The 17680-nt window shown below is 58.5% G+C and carries 18 protein-coding genes; 9 read left to right on the top strand and 9 right to left on the bottom strand.

The annotated features are described in order from the left end of the window. Positions 1-93 precede the first annotated feature (93 nt). On the top strand, positions 94-621 hold the full coding sequence (locus FVV99_RS04980; protein ID WP_236645300.1) for an MmgE/PrpD family protein: 528 nt from the start codon (positions 94-96) through the stop codon (positions 619-621). A gap of 16 nt (positions 622-637) precedes the next feature. Here FVV99_RS04980 and FVV99_RS04975 read toward each other — a convergent pair whose 3' ends face one another. The 4 genes from FVV99_RS04975 to FVV99_RS04960 all read right to left on the bottom strand — a co-directional run bounded on the left by FVV99_RS04975 (position 638) and on the right by FVV99_RS04960 (position 4265). Further along, entirely contained in the window at positions 638-1387 is a 750-nt protein-coding gene (locus tag FVV99_RS04975) for a transporter substrate-binding domain-containing protein (protein WP_148252927.1), read from the bottom strand. 92 nt (positions 1388-1479) lie between these two features. After that, positions 1480-2874, bottom strand: a complete 1395-nt coding sequence (locus tag FVV99_RS04970) for an FAD/NAD(P)-dependent oxidoreductase (RefSeq protein ID WP_148252926.1) — start codon at positions 2872-2874, stop codon at positions 1480-1482. Then, the gene (locus FVV99_RS04965) at positions 2867-3166 is read right to left on the bottom strand and encodes a (2Fe-2S)-binding protein (RefSeq protein ID WP_148252925.1); all 300 of its coding nucleotides are present in this window, start codon (positions 3164-3166) and stop codon (positions 2867-2869) included. Before FVV99_RS04965 ends, FVV99_RS04970 begins: the two co-directional genes overlap by 8 nt. Further along, a complete protein-coding gene (locus FVV99_RS04960; RefSeq protein ID WP_148252924.1) occupies positions 3147-4265 on the bottom strand; it encodes an NAD(P)/FAD-dependent oxidoreductase in 1119 nt (372 codons plus the stop codon). The genes FVV99_RS04965 and FVV99_RS04960 overlap by 20 nt, the downstream gene beginning before the upstream one ends. 97 nt (positions 4266-4362) lie before the next feature. On the opposite strand from FVV99_RS04960, the gene FVV99_RS04955 reads away from it, so the two are divergent. Beyond that, positions 4363-5289, top strand: coding sequence for a LysR substrate-binding domain-containing protein (locus FVV99_RS04955; protein ID WP_148252923.1), 927 nt, complete (start codon positions 4363-4365; stop codon positions 5287-5289). A 261-nt stretch (positions 5290-5550) separates the two neighbouring features. Here the strand turns inward: FVV99_RS04955 and FVV99_RS04950 are convergent, their stop codons facing one another. Next, positions 5551-6261, bottom strand: coding sequence for a glutathione S-transferase N-terminal domain-containing protein (locus tag FVV99_RS04950; protein ID WP_148252922.1), 711 nt, complete (start codon positions 6259-6261; stop codon positions 5551-5553). 398 nt (positions 6262-6659) lie between these two features. On the opposite strand from FVV99_RS04950, the gene FVV99_RS04945 reads away from it, so the two are divergent. Continuing rightward, entirely contained in the window at positions 6660-8357 is a 1698-nt protein-coding gene (locus FVV99_RS04945) for an L-lactate permease (protein ID WP_148252921.1), read from the top strand. 51 nt (positions 8358-8408) lie between these two features. Here FVV99_RS04945 and glcC read toward each other — a convergent pair whose 3' ends face one another. Next, positions 8409-9185, bottom strand: coding sequence for a transcriptional regulator GlcC (gene glcC / locus FVV99_RS04940; RefSeq protein ID WP_148252920.1), 777 nt, complete (start codon positions 9183-9185; stop codon positions 8409-8411). Positions 9186-9415: 230 nt separating this feature from the next. Between glcC and glcD the strand changes: the two genes are divergently transcribed. The 5 genes from glcD to FVV99_RS04915 all read left to right on the top strand — a co-directional run bounded on the left by glcD (position 9416) and on the right by FVV99_RS04915 (position 14514). Continuing rightward, positions 9416-10915, top strand: coding sequence for a glycolate oxidase subunit GlcD (gene glcD, locus FVV99_RS04935; protein ID WP_148252919.1), 1500 nt, complete (start codon positions 9416-9418; stop codon positions 10913-10915). Between the two features lie 9 nt (positions 10916-10924). After that, positions 10925-12001 carry a glycolate oxidase subunit GlcE gene (glcE, locus tag FVV99_RS04930; RefSeq protein ID WP_407921331.1) on the top strand — a complete coding sequence of 359 codons (1077 nt, stop codon included), beginning with the start codon at positions 10925-10927 and terminating at the stop codon, positions 11999-12001. A 1-nt stretch (position 12002) separates the two neighbouring features. After that, entirely contained in the window at positions 12003-13256 is a 1254-nt protein-coding gene (glcF, locus tag FVV99_RS04925; RefSeq protein ID WP_148252917.1) for a glycolate oxidase subunit GlcF, read from the top strand. 32 nt (positions 13257-13288) lie between these two features. After that, positions 13289-13690, top strand: a complete 402-nt coding sequence (locus FVV99_RS04920) for a heme-binding protein (protein WP_148252916.1) — start codon at positions 13289-13291, stop codon at positions 13688-13690. A 161-nt stretch (positions 13691-13851) separates the two neighbouring features. Next, entirely contained in the window at positions 13852-14514 is a 663-nt protein-coding gene (locus FVV99_RS04915; protein WP_148252915.1) for a phosphoribosylanthranilate isomerase, read from the top strand. Between the two features lie 29 nt (positions 14515-14543). Here the strand turns inward: FVV99_RS04915 and FVV99_RS04910 are convergent, their stop codons facing one another. Next, positions 14544-15419 carry an NAD(P)-dependent oxidoreductase gene (locus FVV99_RS04910; RefSeq protein ID WP_148252914.1) on the bottom strand — a complete coding sequence of 292 codons (876 nt, stop codon included), beginning with the start codon at positions 15417-15419 and terminating at the stop codon, positions 14544-14546. A 187-nt stretch (positions 15420-15606) separates the two neighbouring features. On the opposite strand from FVV99_RS04910, the gene FVV99_RS04905 reads away from it, so the two are divergent. Then, a complete protein-coding gene (locus FVV99_RS04905) occupies positions 15607-15873 on the top strand; it encodes a DksA/TraR family C4-type zinc finger protein (protein ID WP_148252913.1) in 267 nt (88 codons plus the stop codon). Between the two features lie 20 nt (positions 15874-15893). Here FVV99_RS04905 and FVV99_RS04900 read toward each other — a convergent pair whose 3' ends face one another. Together FVV99_RS04900 and FVV99_RS04895 are read right to left on the bottom strand one after the other, a co-directional pair. Further along, positions 15894-16742 (bottom strand): carbohydrate ABC transporter permease, encoded by an 849-nt coding sequence (locus tag FVV99_RS04900; protein ID WP_148252912.1) that lies wholly within the window; start codon positions 16740-16742, stop codon positions 15894-15896. A 19-nt stretch (positions 16743-16761) separates the two neighbouring features. Then, a complete protein-coding gene (locus FVV99_RS04895) occupies positions 16762-17649 on the bottom strand; it encodes a carbohydrate ABC transporter permease (RefSeq protein WP_148252911.1) in 888 nt (295 codons plus the stop codon). Positions 17650-17680 lie beyond the last annotated feature (31 nt).

Raw genomic sequence — 17680 nt, 5'->3', positions numbered from 1 at the left:
CTCTCCGGTGCCTGGAATGCGCTGGGCGTCGCTGCGGTCAGATATCGGTCAACGCTGGTACCTGTTCGAACAGTACTTCAAGGCCTATCCGGTATGCCGCTGGGCACAACCGGCCGTCGAAGCGGTGCTCTCACTCGTCGACAGCGACCTGGATCCCCGGCAGAACGTATCGAGATCATCACCTTCCACGAAGGCAAACGCTTGCACACCGTGCGGCCAACGACCACCGAACAGGCGCAATACAGCCTGCCCTGGGCGGTGGCCTGTGCCGTGCAGTTCGGTACCGTCGACGTTCATGGCATCACCGAGGCATTGAACGACTCGACCGTTCAAGCACTGGCCGAACGCGTCGTCGTCCAGGAAGACGACACCTTCAACGACCGCTTACCGCAAGAACGTTGGGCCAGTGCACGGCTGCACTTGAAGGACGGGATAACCGTCGAAAGCGTGCCTCATGAAGCGCTCGGCAACCCGACCAATCCACTCAGCGACGACGACATCGTCGCCAAGTTTCATGCGCTCGCCGACCCGGCCTTGGGGGAGGCTCACGCCCATTCGCTCAGACACGTCGTCGACACCCTAGAGACTCGCCCCGTACGGGATTTGTTGAATCAATTATGAAACGGAATGGGTGACGTTACTCATCGAAGTAGCTGTCATACAGTGAATCGAAGGTGCCGTCTTCCTTCAGCTCCGTCATGGCCTCGTTGAACTCCTCTACAAGGTCGTCATCACGCTTGCGAAACGCCGCTCCGATCCCCGGTCCGTAAATCGATTCCGGGCCGGTTACCAGTTCCCCTTGCCGCTCGAATTCATCCTCACTCAGAAAATTTTCCTGAGCCAACGGAAAGGCAGTGAAGACCAAATCCAGTCGTCCGGCATGCATGTCGTTGACGACATCGGCAGTACTGCCATAACGGCGCAAATCCGCTTCCGGGTAGAACTGGGTAACATACTCATCCTGGATCGTTCCCTGCTGAACACCGATGGCGCGCTCACTCAGTTCCCCTTCCAGATCGATATCGGCCCCTTGCTTCCCGACCCATACTGAAGGTACCTGATAGTAGGGATCCGAGAACAGAACGTGTTGGGAACGCTCATCCGTAATGTTCATGGCAGAAGCGATCATGTCGTACTTGCGTGCCTGAAGCCCAGGAATGATGCCATCCCACGACTGTTCGACCCACTCGCACTCACGCGCCATACGCTCGCATGCAGCATTGACCAATTCTACTTCGAAGCCCTGGATCGTGCCATCGGCTTCCTTGTACTGATAAGGCTCGTAGGGAACATCGACACCGATCCGGAGAGGCTCATCATCGGCGTGGCCAACACCGCTGATGAGTACGGTGGAAAGGAGAGTTACAGTCGTCGCTAGTGGTCTCATCTTGTAGTCCTCATTCGTTTGTTGTCGAAGAAATGTGAACGTTGGCGTCCCGATTAATCCAGCGTTTATCGTTGTCGTAATCAAGCAGGCCGTTATGCGTCAGTTGCCATCGCAGCCAATTCCCCCAGTGACAAAGCTTGTACTGGAGGACGAACTTGGTAGTAACCGACCTCCTGGGGAGGCCGAGCCTGAACGGTGCTCAATAACCGGGTGACGCTCTCACCGCACTCTCGCCCCTGACAGGGCCCCATGCCACAGCGAGTAAAGGCTTTCAATTGATTGGGCCCTACGGCGCCTTGCTCTATCGCTCGACGCAGTTCGCCGAGCGATACGCTCTCGCAACGGCAAACGAGCGTGGTATCGGGTTGTTCAGACAACCAATGTGACGGCAATCGGAACATTGCCTCCAGCAGGGGGCGCACGGCCAGGTCGGTAGCACGCCGATGTTCCAGTCGTCGCCGCTCACGTTCCCGGTCGGCTACATCGTTCGCTGACACCGTCAGCATCGAGAGTGCCGCAAGGCGTCCTTCCCGCTCGGCATTGAGAGCACCACCGATGCCACCGCCATCCCCAGCGATCCATACTCGATCTCGCGCTTGCAAAGACGCGTTTCGTACGGGCAGGAAACCTTGTTGTCCCTCGTGCCAGTCATATGGAATACCGATAGCACGCCCCAACTGCGGTTCAGGAACGACACCAAAATGTGTCAGAACCAGTGACGTATCCTGGTCGTGCCAGTGCCCGCGCCAGTAATAATGCACTCTCTCAACCCGATTCCTTCCCGTCGCCTCAAGCGCTTCAACGCCGTGGTGAATGGGAACGCCAGCGCGCTTCAACGCCAACATCATACGGCTCCCCTTCATCAGATAATGTCGCCCCTTCCAGGCACCACGCAGGTAGCGCAATGGCAGTCGATAGCGGGATGCTGGGGTTGTATCGAGTATTCTCTGTGGCGCACATCCAGCACGACAGTACTGCCATGCCAGTAAATACAACAACGGTCCCGACCCGGCTAAAACTGGCGACGCTTCGGGCACCAGCCCTCCTTCCTTGAATAATATCTGGGCGGCACCAGCCTGCATCAAACCCGGGAGTTGCCATCCTGGGAACGGCCAGCTCCGCTCCATGGAGCCGGTCGCGAGTAGCAGGCGATGCACGTGCCAACGAGACGCCCCTGCGGAATCAACGACGCCCAATGACACTCCGTCAGATTCGCATTGTCCCCACCAGACCTGGCTACGCGGCCGATAATCGATATCGGCCCGAGAGAAATCACGGAGTAAGCGACGCCCCCTATAGTAATCCGTTCCACTCAAGGTCTCGCCAATGACGGGGGCATTGAGTTGTCGATAGATTTGTCCTCCCGGAGCGTTCCCCATATCGAACACCACCGGACGTATGCCTGCCTGCGCCAGGCGAATCGCTGCAGCCATGCCCGCAGGGCCGGCACCGATAATGGCAATCTCGGCTTGACACAACTCACCCATCGTCTTGGCTTCCTTCCAACTGACGCTCGATACTCATGCCCTCGGCCACGCTGACGAGACACCCCCGACGGTTGGGTTCTCCGTCGATGGTGATCAGGCATTCATGGCAGCACCCCATCAAACAGAAAGGCGCTCTGGCATGACCATCGACATGACGCCGATACTCTTCATCCCCTTTGATAAACAGCACCGCCGCTGCGACCGACAATGTGACAGGTATGTGATAGATTTCTCCGTCGAGTTGGATATCGACGCCATCTATCACGCTAGATTCAGCGATGCGCTGGAACATCGAAACGGGCTCCTGAAAATGCTGACCAACGTTCCTCGAGACGATCATCGATTATCGCTCGCGCGAGTTCATTGGCATGAAAAGCCGCCAGACTGATGCCGCTGTGACAGTTCAAGTTGTAGGCACCGGGATACCGAGACGACGCCTCGTAGAGCGGTGCACCGTCGGGTGTCATGATACGCAGCGCTCCCCAGGCCCTTATCAGCCTGGCCTGACGTAGAAAGGGATAGATTCGCACGGCCCGATCAGCCAGGAAGGACATCACCTCGAGAGAAACACCCTTATCAAAACCAACCTCTTCATGGGTGTCGCCGATCAGGTACCCTCCGGTGGCTGTCTGGCGTAACTGGGGGGTCGGTAATTGCTCGACACGCGGCATCCGTTCGGTCACGAGCATTTGACCCCGCACGGGCCGCACTGTACCGGTCAATCCCAGCATCGGTGCCAGAGTACGAGCACCGAGTCCCGCAGCGACTATCACTCGCTCGGCATGAAATTCGGTATCAGGCGTAGCGGCACGAAAGCCGTTCAGGCATGGAGAAAGCGACAAGACGGGGGTGCCAGCATGATACTCCATACCCAGGGACCGGCATGCGGCATGCAGCGCCCGCAGCAAATGCAATGGATTGCAGTGTCCATCATGGGGCGACCAGGTCCCTCCGTGAATACTCTTTCCCAAACCGGGAAGGCAGGTTTGCAACGCCTGTCGGTCGAGATACTCCCAGCGAAAATGTTGCGCAAGATGACGCGAAGACGATTGGAGTTCGGCGTAATCGCGCTGTCTCGCCTTGGCTTCCGGGGCATCGAAACAGAGGTCGACACCACCTCGGCATTCATGCTCGATGTCGATTTCCGTACGGGCTTCCAGCTCTGCAGCAAAGGCCGGCCACGACAGGCTGGCATCCAGGCTCAATTCGGCATAATGAGGCATGCCGATACCTTTGCCCTGCACCCAGGTCAGTCCCGCATTGCCACGTGATGCCCGAAAAGCATCGTCACTTTCATCGAGCACTGTGACTCGTTGTCCGGCACGCACCAACCCATAAGCCACCGCCATACCGACAACACCACCGCCGATGATCAGGAAATCGCTCTGCAAAGCTCGCTTCTCTCCTACATAGTCGATAACTCGACGATAGTCGGGCGATAGGTATACGATCCAATACCAATCGATGGGCAACCTATAGCTTTTTATTATGGCCTTACCCTACCTACGCGATCGCCAGGTCGAAGCATTCAAGCATGTCATGGAGAGTGGTACCGTTTCGGCCGCAGCCGAACGTATGCTGATTGCCCAACCGGGCGTAACACGGCTGCTGAAACAGCTCGAGCACGATATCGGTTTTACTCTCTTCGAACGGGTGAGAGGGCGACTCGTCCCGACACCGGAAGCACGCATCTTTTATCGTGAAGTCGCCCAGGTCTGGAGCGGAATGGAGCATCTACGTGATACCGCACGTCGGATTCGAGAACGTGAGGTAGGAGGCTTGCGTATCAGTGCGATGCCACTACTGGGCATGACATTTCTCCCCGATGTGCTCGCGAGTTTCGCTCCAGCCCATCCCGATGCTCGTATCGAATTGACCACTTTCCGCTCGCAGCAGGTCGTTGAAGACGTCATGACCCAGCGATGTGATCTGGGGTTTGCGATCGTTGCAGACAACGATGACCGCGTGGTGGCTGAAACCTATCAACTGAACAGCGTGTGCGCGTTACCACCTGGCCACTCACTGGCTTCGCGAAACTGCATTCAGATCGATGACCTAGCCGATGAAACGCTGATCTGCTTCGAACCCAGGGATCCACTGCGAATCGCATTGGATCACTTGTTAGAGAGTTCCGAAGTCAAGCCGCGTCGACGCCTTGAGGTTTCCCTGGCTCTTCAGGCAACTCGGATGGTCAGCAGGGGGCTCGGTATCGCGGTGCTCGACCCGATCAGTGCCACTGCCTTCGGCGAATCGAGCTTGGCATTACGCCCCTTCCAACCCGATCTCGGCGAAGAGTTTGCGTTACTGACACCACGCGATCAGCCACTATCTCGTCTGACCCATGATTTCATCTCGGAATTCCGGAGGCATCACGCCTTACTGACAGATGCCCTCTGGACTCGCCTCTCTTGCTAGGACGCCCTCTCAGGGGGATTCACACGTTTCAGTCGCATGCTATCTTCGCGAAAATAGCAACGATCGTGCTCCCGGGAGGAAGTCATGGAACTCAGCAACGCGGCTCGCCCATTACTGAATGCTTGTTACAAGACGCAAGCCCTGCCCCCAACCTCAGGCGAGGCTGGAAGGCTTACTGGAACGACTCGAACTGACGCTGTGGCAACAGGCCGGCATGAGTCTCACGAGATATGCGTAAAGCAAGGTGGCAAGGTACTTCCTTCATCCATCATAGGCCCCTTCGATATCGACGACCCGCGTGGCATTGCGCCCCAGGCCGCCATATAGATCCAGCATGCGTTCCATCCAGCCATATACCGGGTCGGCGTTCGATACCAGGTCGGCCGTGGAAACGACCCGCGCCCACATGAAAGGGGAGAACACCAGGTAGTCGGCCGCCGCCGGTGCATCGCCATCCAGGAAGTCGCTCTCTTCCAGGCGGCCGCGCAGGGGCTCCAGGGCCTTGTCCAGGAGACTCAATCCCTGGCTGGGGGAGTGCAGCTCTTCGAGAGTACGTCCGAAGGCTTTCTCGCGGGTCTCGCGAAAATACTCCCGATCCTTGGAATGGATGGCATTGAGAAGGTCCATGATGATGGTTCGCAATATGCCCGGCGCCAGGCTCCGTTCAGCGTAGAACTTGAAGAAGCGAGCACGCGCTTCGGATGCAGCGTCTCCCAGCAGCGGCGAATCGGGATAGGTCCGGTCGAGATAACGAAAGATGTCATAACTGTCACTGACAACCGACTCGCCATCCACCAGCACCGGCACCTTGCCCTGGCCGGAGAACTCGATGGCCTCCTTGTCGGTGAAGTGCCACGGATGTGTCTGAACCTCCAGCCCTTTATGAGCGAGGGCATACTTGACCCGCCAGCAATACGGCGAGAAACGCAGGCCTTCATCGATACCGCATAAGTCGTAAAGTTCTCGTGTCATGGTCTGTCCTCCCACGGAATGCTGATAGCTTACCATCGCCTCGATACCCGGAACGACTCACACCAGTTTGCCCGAAACACAGGGTCAGCGCCCAGTCATCGCCGATCCAAGTGTTGTCCATTAGTCGTAACTCAACGACGGAAAATGCGCCGATCGGACAACCAGAATTTGACGTTAATACCAGAAAATCAAAAGTTTATTAATTAGCGATGCATAACACATAACTGGTAATACCAATTCTCCAGGTATGGTCAAACGGGTTCGTTGACGATTATCTTGCTGCTACTCGCGTCAGTGACACCTCTGCCTAAGCCACAAGCGGGAGGGGCCACTGCGATTCGCGAACATAAATACATCGCCCAACAACAGGCACTTCATTGCAAGAGGACACCGCCTTCATGAACGAAACGCTACTCGGGCTGCTGGCCTTCGTGCCGCTCTTACTGGCTGGAATCTTGCTCATCGGGTTCCGTATCCCCGCCAAGATCGCCATGCCCATCGTTTTCATCGTTACGGCATTGATCGGGTTGCTTGCCTGGAACATCCCCTTCAATCGTATTCTGGCGTCGACCTTCCAAGGCTTGATTCAGACAGCCTCGCTGTTGTGGATCATCTTCGGTGCCATCCTGCTGCTTAACACCTTGAAACACTCCGGGGGCATTGCTGCCATTCGCAACGGGTTCTCCGGCATCAGTCCCGACAGGCGGGTTCAAGCACTGATCGTTGCCTGGTTATTCGGCTGCTTCATCGAAGGGGCATCAGGCTTCGGCACGCCGGCTGCCGTGGCGGCACCGCTGATGGTCGCGCTGGGTTTCCCGGCCCTGGCTGCCGTCATGGTGGGCATGATGCTGCAATCCACGCCGGTGTCATTCGGTGCCGTCGGCACGCCCATTGTCGTCGGTGTGAGCAGTGGCCTCGATCGCTCCGGTATCACCGAGACACTCGAAGCCAACGGCTCTAACTGGGAAACCTTCTTCCAACTGATCACCAGTGAGGTAGCGGTTACCCATGGCATCGTCGGTGTCCTGATGCCGTTGATCCTGGTCACCATGATGGTGCGCTTCTTCGGCGCCAACCGTTCGTGGACGGAAGGTTTGTCGATCGCACCGTTTGCGATTTTCACCGGCCTTGCCTTCGTGATTCCTTACATGCTGGTCGGCGTGTTCCTGGGGCCGGAATTTCCGGCCATGATCGGCGCCATGATCGGTCTGGCCATCGTCGTGCCCGCCGCTCGCAAAGGGTTCCTGCTGCCCAAGGATACCTGGGATTTTCCCGATTCGGGTTCCTGGCCGGACGACTGGATCGGCAACCTGCAGATCAAGGTCGACGAAGTGACCGACCGGGCCCCGATGTCAGTCTTTCGCGGCTGGGCGCCCTATGTCCTGCTGGCTCTTTTCCTCGTGGCCTCACGCACCATCCCACCCGTACAGGAGGCTCTCACCTCCTTCAGCCTCGCCTGGAACAATATCCTGGGTGAAGGGGATGTGAGCGGTAGTCTGCAGCCGCTGTATCTCCCCGGCGGTATCATGTTGATGGTGGTGGCCGTGACTTTCTTCTTGCATCGCATGACACCGGCCAGGCTCACGTCCGCCATCTCGGAGTCCAGCAAGACGCTGCTCGGCGCTGGCTTCGTGCTGATCTTCACTGTGCCCATGGTCCGGATCCTGATCAATTCCGGTGTCAATGATGCCGACCTGGTCTCCATGCCGGTTGCCATGGCTCGGCTGGTTGCCGATGGCGTGGGCGATATCTATCCGTTGTTCTCTCCGGCCATTGGCGCGATCGGTGCTTTCATCGCCGGCTCGAACACCGTCTCCAACCTCATGCTGTCGGACTTCCAGTTCAATGTGGCACAGCAATTGGGTGTATCCACGGCGATGATGGTCGCACTGCAAGCGGTAGGTGCGGCTGCCGGTAACATGATTGCGATCCACAACGTGGTCGCAGCATCGGCGACGGTCGGCTTGCTGGGCCGTGAAGGTACGACGATCCGTCGAACCATCCTGCCGACGCTCTATTACCTGATTGCCAGTGGCATGATCGGGCTGATCGCCATCTACCTCATCGGTATAGGCGACCCCTTGCTGGGCAGCTAGGGTGAGCGTGTGCCCCCACCGACGCCCCTGTTCATATCGGGGCGTCGTCCACTACCACTCCTCGAGCCGCATTGACGAGCGTTCAAGACGCTCGTTTTCCGCTTCGATATCACGCAGGTTGTCACCGATACTGGCAAGATGATCCAGGGCCGCTCGTCGTGCCCGCTCGGGATGACTTTCCGATACCGCCAGATAAATCGCTTCGTGCTGATGATTGATCTGCTCCCGTGGCCCCGGCCGGTGGTACAGATTCTTCACCGAAGCGAATACGGAACTCAGCAACAAGTCGGTCAGGCTCTGCAGCGTATGTACCAGTACAGGATTGTGAGACGCTTGGCAGATGGCCAAATGGAAACTGTGATCAAGGCGAGCCAAATGCTCGACATCCACGTCGCACGTCGATTGCACATAGTCGTGCATCGCCTCGTAACGCCGGCGTATCACGACTTTATCTGCCGGTGTCCCGCGTTCAGCAGCCAGACGCGCGGATTCGCCTTCCAGCAGCGAACGCACTTCCAGTAGATCGTAAAGCGTGCGGGGGTGATCCCGGAACAGATACATCAGCGGACTGTCATCTCGACCGGGCAATAATTGGGCGACCACGGATCCACGCCCCTGGCGCGTTTCGATGATGCCCTTGCTGCGCAGGGCGCGCAGACCTTCTCGGAGTGACGACCGCGATACGCCTAACCGATCGCACAACCGTCGCTCGGACGGAAGCAATTGGCCGGGCCGGAACACACCGTCGAGAATCAATTGTTCCAACTTGGCGGCTACCGCATCAGGCGTGCGTGACGACACACCAATTTCCTGAGACGACGATGACATCCCGACACTCCTTACCTGCCGAAAAACGGAATCTGCCCCGTACAGCACCAGGGGCTGTCAATCTTCCGTGGAACCTGTAAATTGGAAATGTTTTCCATCATACAATCCAAATAGTGGTCTTACCAGTACACCAAAGGCTGGACAATGGCCTTGGAAATTCACACATTGGGCATGCAAAGGCCAACCGGAGTACGACGCAAGAAACGGCCTAACGACTTGATGGGGGTGCCATGAACATCCTGTATGACGAGCGACTCGACGGTGAGTTGCCCGCCAATGATAAACAACAGGTTCTGACTCGGCTGCAAGAGGCCGTGCAGGGCCTGACGTTACTGCATCGCGAAGAAGACCTCCGCCCTTTCGAGTGCGATGGACTGTCTGCCTATCGCGTCCTGCCCATGCTGGTGGCACTGCCGGACACCCTGGACCAGGTCGAACGGCTCATGCGCACTTGCCACGACATGGGCGTGCCGGTGGTCACACGCGGCGCCGGCACCGGCCTGTCCGGCGGAGCGCTCCCCCTGGAGCAAGGGGTATTGCTGGTCATGTCACGCTTCAAGCAGATTCTCGAGATCGACCCGGAGGCACGAATCGCCCGCGTACAACCCGGTGTGCGCAACCTGGCCATTTCCGAAGCCGCTGCACCCTATGGACTTTATTACGCGCCCGACCCTTCCTCGCAGATCGCGTGCTCGATCGGCGGCAACGTGGCTGAAAACGCCGGTGGTGTGCACTGCCTCAAGTACGGTTTGACCGTTCACAATATACTGAAGATCGAGGTGATCACTATCGAAGGCGAGCGCATGACGCTCGGCTCGGATGCTTTAGATTCTCCCGGCTTCGATCTGCTGGCCCTGTTCACCGGTTCCGAAGGAATGCTGGGGATCGTCACCGAAGTGACCGTCAAACTGTTGCCCAACCCCGAGAATGCCAAGGTTCTGATGGCTAGCTTCGACGATGTCGAGAAAGCCGGCAAAGCGGTCGGCGACATCATCGCCGCGGGCATTATCCCCGGAGGACTGGAGATGATGGACAAACTCGCCATCCAGGCTGCCGAGGACTTCGTACATGCCGGCTATCCGGTCGAGGCCGAAGCGATCCTGCTGTGCGAATTGGACGGCGTCGAAGCGGATGTGGACGATGACTGCGACACGGTGCGCCGGATACTGGAGACAGCCGGTGCCATCGATATCAGCCTCGCCCGCGACGACGCTGAACGTGCCCGCTTCTGGGCCGGGCGCAAGAACGCCTTTCCCGCCGTCGGCCGCATGTCGCCCGACTACTATTGCATGGACGGCACGATACCCCGTCGAGAGCTACCGCGAGTGCTCAATGGCATTGCAGCGCTCTCGAAAGAATCAGGCTTGCCTGTCGCCAATGTCTTTCATGCCGGCGATGGCAACATGCATCCGCTGGTTCTGTTCGATGCCAATCAACCTGGCGAGCTGGAACTGGCTGAAGAGGTTGGTGGCAAGATTCTCGAATTGTGCGTGGAGGCTGGCGGTAGTATCACCGGCGAGCACGGTGTCGGCCGGGAAAAAATCAACCAGATGTGCACACAGTTCCAGCCTGACGAGATCACGGTCTTCCATGCCGTCAAGGCGGCCTTCGATGAACGCCGCCTACTCAACCCGGGCAAGAATATTCCCACGTTGCAGCGCTGTGCTGAGTTCGGCGCCATGCACGTGCATAACAACGAATTGCCGCACCCAGATTTGCCACGTTTCTAAGAGATGACCATGGCACAACATGATCAAGACATGGCCGAGGCGCTTTGCGAGCAGGTTCGCCAAGCCGATATGGACAAGACGCCACTGAAAATCGTCGGTGGTGATACCAAAGCGTTCTATGGCCGACCGGTGCAAGGTCACCCGCTATCCATCCGCGAGCACCGCGGTATCAGCCATTACGACCCGGTTGAGTTGATCGTCTCGGTACGCACCGGCACACCGGTGACTGAGCTTGAGGCGGCCCTCGACGCCGAAGGACAGATGCTGGCCTTTGAACCACCCCATTTCGGCAACGCTGCCACGGTCGGCGGCATGATTGCGACAGGCCTGTCCGGTCCTCGCCGCCCCTGGGCCGGCAGCGTGAGGGATTTCGTGCTGGGCTCGCGCGTGATCACGCATGACGGCAAGCACCTGCGTTTCGGGGGCGAAGTGATCAAGAACGTCGCTGGATATGACCTGTCGCGGCTAATGGCCGGCGCCCAGGGAACGCTAGGTGTACTGACCGAGGTGTCGCTCAAGGTCCTGCCCAAACCGACCGCTGTTCATAGCCTGAGCTTGGCGATACCTTTGACATCGGCCCTGGAACGGCTCGCCGACTGGGGGCGTCAGCCATTGCCGATCACCGCCGCCACCTATCACGATGGCAGCCTGCATCTTCGCCTTGAAGGGGGAGCCAACTCGGTCGCCGCCGCCCGGGAACGTCTGGGAGGCGATACGCTCGACAACACGTTCTGGACGGATCTGCGGGAACATCGCCTGGCGTTCTTTTCCAGTGCAGACGACCGCCCGCTCTGGCGATTGTCACTGCCCAACAATACGCCAGCTCTCGAACTGGAAAATGGTGACGACACCGCGGTGATTTACGACTGGGGCGGTGCCCAGCGCTGGTTACGAACCCGACTCGCTACCGACACCCTGCGCAACGCTGCCTCCAGTGCCGGCGGCCACGCAACGTGTTATACGCCGGGAGATTGCGACCCCTTCATGCCATTAGCGCCCACCGTTGCCAAATATCATCGCCACTTGAAGGCGACGCTCGATCCCAATGGCATTTTCAATCCTGGCCGACTCTACGCGGAGGTCTGACATGCAGACGCATTTTTCTGAAGAAGACCTGAAAAAACCGCACATACGCGAAGCCGATCGGGTGCTGCGCTCCTGCGTGCACTGCGGGTTTTGCAACGCCACCTGCCCGACCTACCAGTTGCTGGGTGATGAGCGCGACGGCCCACGTGGCCGCATCTACCTGATGAAGGAACTCTTGGAAAGCCGCGACGATGACGACCGGATCACCGAAGAGACGCGCTTGCATCTGGATCGCTGTCTGACTTGCCGCAACTGTGAGACCACCTGCCCGTCCGGCGTCGAATATCACAAACTACTCGACATCGGCCGCGCGGAAATCGAGCGCCGGGTTCCTCGCAAGGCCTCCGAGCGCGCGTTTCGCTACGGGCTGCGCAAAGCGTTGGTCGATCCCCAGCGCTTTCAGGCGCTGCTCAGGCTCGGCCTGACGTTCAAACCGCTGGTGCCCGGTATGCTCAAGGACAAGATGCCACCGGCCCCGCTCGATGCCGGCACCCGACCGGACCACCAACGTCACGAGCGTCAGATGCTGATCCTCGAAGGCTGTGTCCAGCCTGGCCTGTCACCCAATACCAATGCAGCGACTGCGCGTGTGCTCGACCGTCTTGGCATTGGCCTGACACCAGTGAGCGAAGCCGGGTGCTGTGGCGCCATCGACTTCCATCTCAATGCCCTGGAAGCGGGCCGTGAGCGCATGCGCGCCAATATCGACGCCTGGTGGCCACATATCGAAGCCGGTGCCGAGGCGATCGTTCAGACCGCCAGCGGCTGCGGCGCCTTCGTCAAGGAGTACGGCGACATGCTGGCCGATGATCCGCAATACTCGGAGAAAGCGCAGCGGGTCAGCGAACTCGCCAAGGATCTTGCCGAAGTCCTGCGCAATGAATCGCTCGATGCATTGACCGTCAAGGAACACAAACGCCTGGCGTTTCACTGTCCCTGTACCCTGCAACATGCCCAGAAACTCAACGGTGCCGTGGAAGGTGTTCTCGGACAACTCGGCTTCTCGCTGACACCGGTTCAGGATCCGCATCTCTGCTGTGGTTCGGCAGGAACCTATTCGATCACCCAACCAGAGCTGGCCACACAACTGCGGGACAATAAACTGGATGCGCTGGAAGCCGGCGACCCGGAGGTGATCGTCACGGCCAATATCGGCTGTCAGACCCATCTTGCCGGGGCCGATCGCACCCCCGTCAGGCATTGGATCGAAATTGTCGACCAATCACTCGCACCACAAGGCGCTCATCGCCCATAGCTCGTCATTTGACACTGACCAAGGAGACACCCATGCAGACCAAACCCATGCTCACCCTCGACGACGTCAACGCCATCCTGGATGCGGCTCAGCAAGAAGCCACAGCCAACAGTTGGAACGTCACCATTGCCGTCGCCGACGATGGTGGCTATCTACTCGGTTTACGGCGTCTTGACGGTGCCGCTCCATTCAGCGCAGGCGTCGCCGGCGAAAAAGCGCGCAATGCCGCCATTGGGCGCAAGGAGACCCAGGTCTTCGAAGAGATGATCAACAATGGTCGCACGGCTTTCGTGACCGCACCGATGCAAGCCCTGTTATCCGGCGGCGTACCGGTTCTCGTCGACGGTCAGGTAGCCGGTAGTGTCGGTGTCTCCGGCGTCAAGCCCGACCAGGACGTTCAAATCGCCAAGGCCGGTGTCGCAGCAATCGTCTAAGTGCACCTGCCGCACACTCCCCAGGCTTCCCCTTGGGCGCCCCGTGTCTGATTCGGCGGCGCCTTTTTTGTGCACTGGCAGACTGTGGCCGGAGGATATTTCTCTCACTACCAGGTTATGTATAGTGATTCGCCAGCAGAGTCATACAAGCGAGGGAAACCATGCGCGTCAAAATCTGTTGCATCAGCTCAACCGCAGAAGCCCATCTCGCCATACGGGCCGGTGCCTCGGCGCTCGGCCTGGTCTCGGAAATGCCCAGCGGGCCGGGCGTGATCGAAGAACAGCACATTGCGGATATCGCAGGCACGGTTCCGCCGCCACTCGGCCGTTTTCTGCTCACCAGCCAGACGGATGCCAATGAGATCATCGCGCAACAACGACGGTGCGGCGTCAACACGCTCCAGCTTTGCGATCGAATGACCGTGGACGCACTACACACCCTGCGCCGTTCGTTACCCGGCATTTCATTGGTGCAGGTCATCCATGTCGTCGACGATGCCTCCGTCGCGGAAGCCGTCGGTATTGCGCCAGAGGTCGACGCCCTGCTGCTCGACTCAGGTAACCAATCACTGGCGGTCAAGGAACTGGGTGGCACAGGACGTGTTCATGACTGGTCATTGAGTGCGCAGATCGTTGAACGTTCCCCGGTGCCGGTATTTCTGGCGGGCGGCCTGAACGCCGACAACGTCGGCGAGGCGATACGGGCGGTCAACCCGTTCGGCGTCGATATCTGTACCGGAGTGCGGACGGACGGCAAACTGAATGAGTACAAGCTGAAACGGTTCATGGCCGCAGTGCATGCAACGTCAGAGGAGATGTCCTGAGCATCGGGGCCTCTCCGACATCGGATGGCTCAATCATTCAAGCGTCGCAATTCACGAATCAAGCCACTGTGATCGAGATCACCGTCGCCGTGTTCAACCATGGCCTCGAATAATTCATCGGCGACAGTCGCCACCGGCAATTGCAGCCCCAGTACGTCGGCCCGCTCCATGGCAGTATGCGTGTCCTTGAGCTGGTACTTGGCGGCGCCTCCAGGCGCAAAGGATTCCTCGATCATGCGCAAGCCATGTTGCCGCATGATCGGCGAATCGGCGAATCCGCCGGATAGGGCATCACGAACCTTGGCGGGATCAGCGCCGCCCCGTTCGGCGAACAGTAGTGCCTCAGCAACGGTGGCAATGGTACTGGCCACGATCATCTGATTGGCCAGTTTGGCTTGCTGCCCGGTACCGGCCGGTCCGACATGCACCGCCCGCCCCATCACGGTCAATACCGGCTCGGCGGCCGCGAACGTTTCCGACTCGCCCCCTACCATGATCGCCAGAGAGGCTTCCTGGGCTCCTCGTTCGCCACCGGACACCGGCGCATCCAGGTACCCCAGTCCACGTTCACGACAGCGCTCGGCCTGAACGTGTGCCGTCTCGACAGGAATCGAACTCATGACGACCAGTGTCGCCCCCGGGGCCATGGCGTCGACAGCCGCCCCGTCACCGAACAGAACGGCATCACAGGTCGGGCCATCACTTAACATGCAGATCAACACATCCACACCGGATGCCGCTTGCTCCGGTGAATCACAGGAGATGCCGCCCAAATCGGCTATCCCCTGCAGCTTCTCAGGAGAGCGATTCCATGCCTGCACCGAAAATCCGGCCTGCAAAAGGTTGCATGCCATGGGCCCGCCCATCACTCCGGTACCGATGATCCCGATCTGTTGTCCAGTCATGCCTAACTCCAAACAAGATGCGTATTCAGCAATGGTCATGCCCAGCAGCATAACGCCAAGCGCACGACGTGACGAGGCGACTGGCTCATCCCGGTAACGGCTGATGTTGGCCAATACCTTCCCATTATTCCAGACTACCATGAGGTCATGAGACGACGCGGTTCGCATGCACCGACGGGAGGCAACGATGGCAGGCGGTTGGTCGAAAGATGGCGATGTGCACGAACAGATTGAAAGCACAGTCCAGGACGAACTCGAACGTGCGCGCAGCCACTTGCCGCAAGGCGAAAGTCTGACGCATTGCGAAGAGTGTGGGGAGGCAATACCCCAGGCACGTCGAGACGCCGTGCCTGGAGTCCGTCTTTGCATTGCCTGCCAGCGTGAACTCGACAAGCAGCAATCTGCCATCAGTGGCTATAATCGACGCGGCAGCAAGGATAGTCAGTTGCGTTGAGCGATGAACGACCGGCTAGCTCAACGAATCCCCGCCCGCAGGAACGACTGCACGAACTGGCGTTGGAAGAGCAGGAAGGCGATCAACAGGGGCGCGATGCTGAGCAGCGTGGCGGCACTGATCGTGGCCCAATTCACGCCGGTTTCCGGGGCCGAGAAAATCGCGAGACCCACGGTGAGAGGGCGAGTTTCCACCGAGTTGGTGACGACCAACGGCCACAGGAAATTGTTCCAGTGGTGGCTGATAGATACCAGTCCATACGCCAGATACGTCGGCTTGGCCAATGGAACGTAGACCTTGAGCAGCACGCCCATCCAGCTACATCCTTCAATACGGGCAGCGTCCTCGAGTTCCCTGGGAATGGTCTTGAACGTCTGGCGTAGCAGGAAAATACCGAAGGCACTGGCAATGTAGGGCAAGCCGATGCCGGCAATGGAATCGATCAGGCCCAATCCGCTGGCGATACGGTAGTTTTCGACAATCAGAACCTCGGGAAAGACAAAGAGCTGGATCAGTACCAGCATGAACAGTATGTCTCGACCGGGGACCGGAAAGCGGGCGAAGGCAAAACCGGCCAGCGTACACACGATGAATTGACCGATAACGATACCGGAAACCATCAGGAACGTATTGAGGTAGTACCGCGCGAACGGCGCATCGTTCCAGGCCTCGATGAAGTTCGTGACAGTCAGAGGAGCCAACAGCTCGAAGCTGGCGACGAATTCCGAGGGATGGATCGCAGCCCAGACAGCGTAGAGGAGCGGAAAGATCCAGATCAGGGCCAGCAACCAGGCGGCCAGCGTTTCCAACCTGGGTACGCCAGCTCGACGCCTCGGTACGAAATGGTTGGCATGGGCAGCCGTCGTCATGACGTCACTCCGTCGGCATTCATTGATAATGGATGCGCCGATCCAGCACGGTGAACTTCACGGTCGCCACGATGGCAAGGACCAAGAGAATGATAACGGTGATGGTGGCCGCGTAGGGGCGATCGAAGAACGAGAAGGCATTCTCGTAAACGTAGTACAGCAATAGATTGGTGGCGTTGTTGGGACCGCCCTTGGTCAGGATGAAAAGATGATCGACCACTCTCACCGCATTGATCAGTGCATTGATCATCACGAACAGCGTCGTCGGCATCAGCAACGGAAAGGTGACACGCCAGAAGAAACTCCAACGGCCGGTGCCTTCGAGATCGGCGGCTTCCTTCAGGTCCGGCGGTATGCTCTGCAGTGCGGCCAGATAGAAGATCATGAAGAACCCGGCTTCCTTCCAGATGGTCATCATGATCACCGAAAAAAGTGCCACACTCGGGTCCCCCAGCCAATTGGGACCATTGATGCCAACCACATCGAGCAAGTGATTGAACAGCCCGATCTGCGGTGCATAAAAGAACATCCAGATATTGGCTGCAGCGATCATCGGCAGAACGGTTGGCGTAAAATAGGCCATCCGCACGAAGCCACGTCCCGGTAAGCGGGCATTGACGAATAACGCCATTGCCAGCGCCAAGGCAATCGACGTCGGAATCGTGCCAAGCGCGTAAAACAGGTTATTGCGGGCCACTTTCCAGAAGGTCGCATCCTGGATGAGAACCTGATAGTTTTCGAGCCCGACGAAGACTGGCGGTTCCCCCCGGATGCCGGGCAGAAACAGGCTGTTGATCAGTGTCGAGATGGTGGGCAGATACGCGAACGTGGCAAGCAGCACGGCGGCCGGCAGTAACAGCAGCGCACCATATAGTTGCATATGCCGATGAGACGTTAACGCCTGCATGCCCACCCCTCACATCGAGTCTCCCAACGGG

This window comes from Aidingimonas lacisalsi (assembly GCF_008079445.1).
GTDB lineage: Bacteria > Pseudomonadota > Gammaproteobacteria > Pseudomonadales > Halomonadaceae > Aidingimonas > Aidingimonas lacisalsi.
This window is presented reverse-complemented; position numbering and strand designations above follow the sequence as displayed.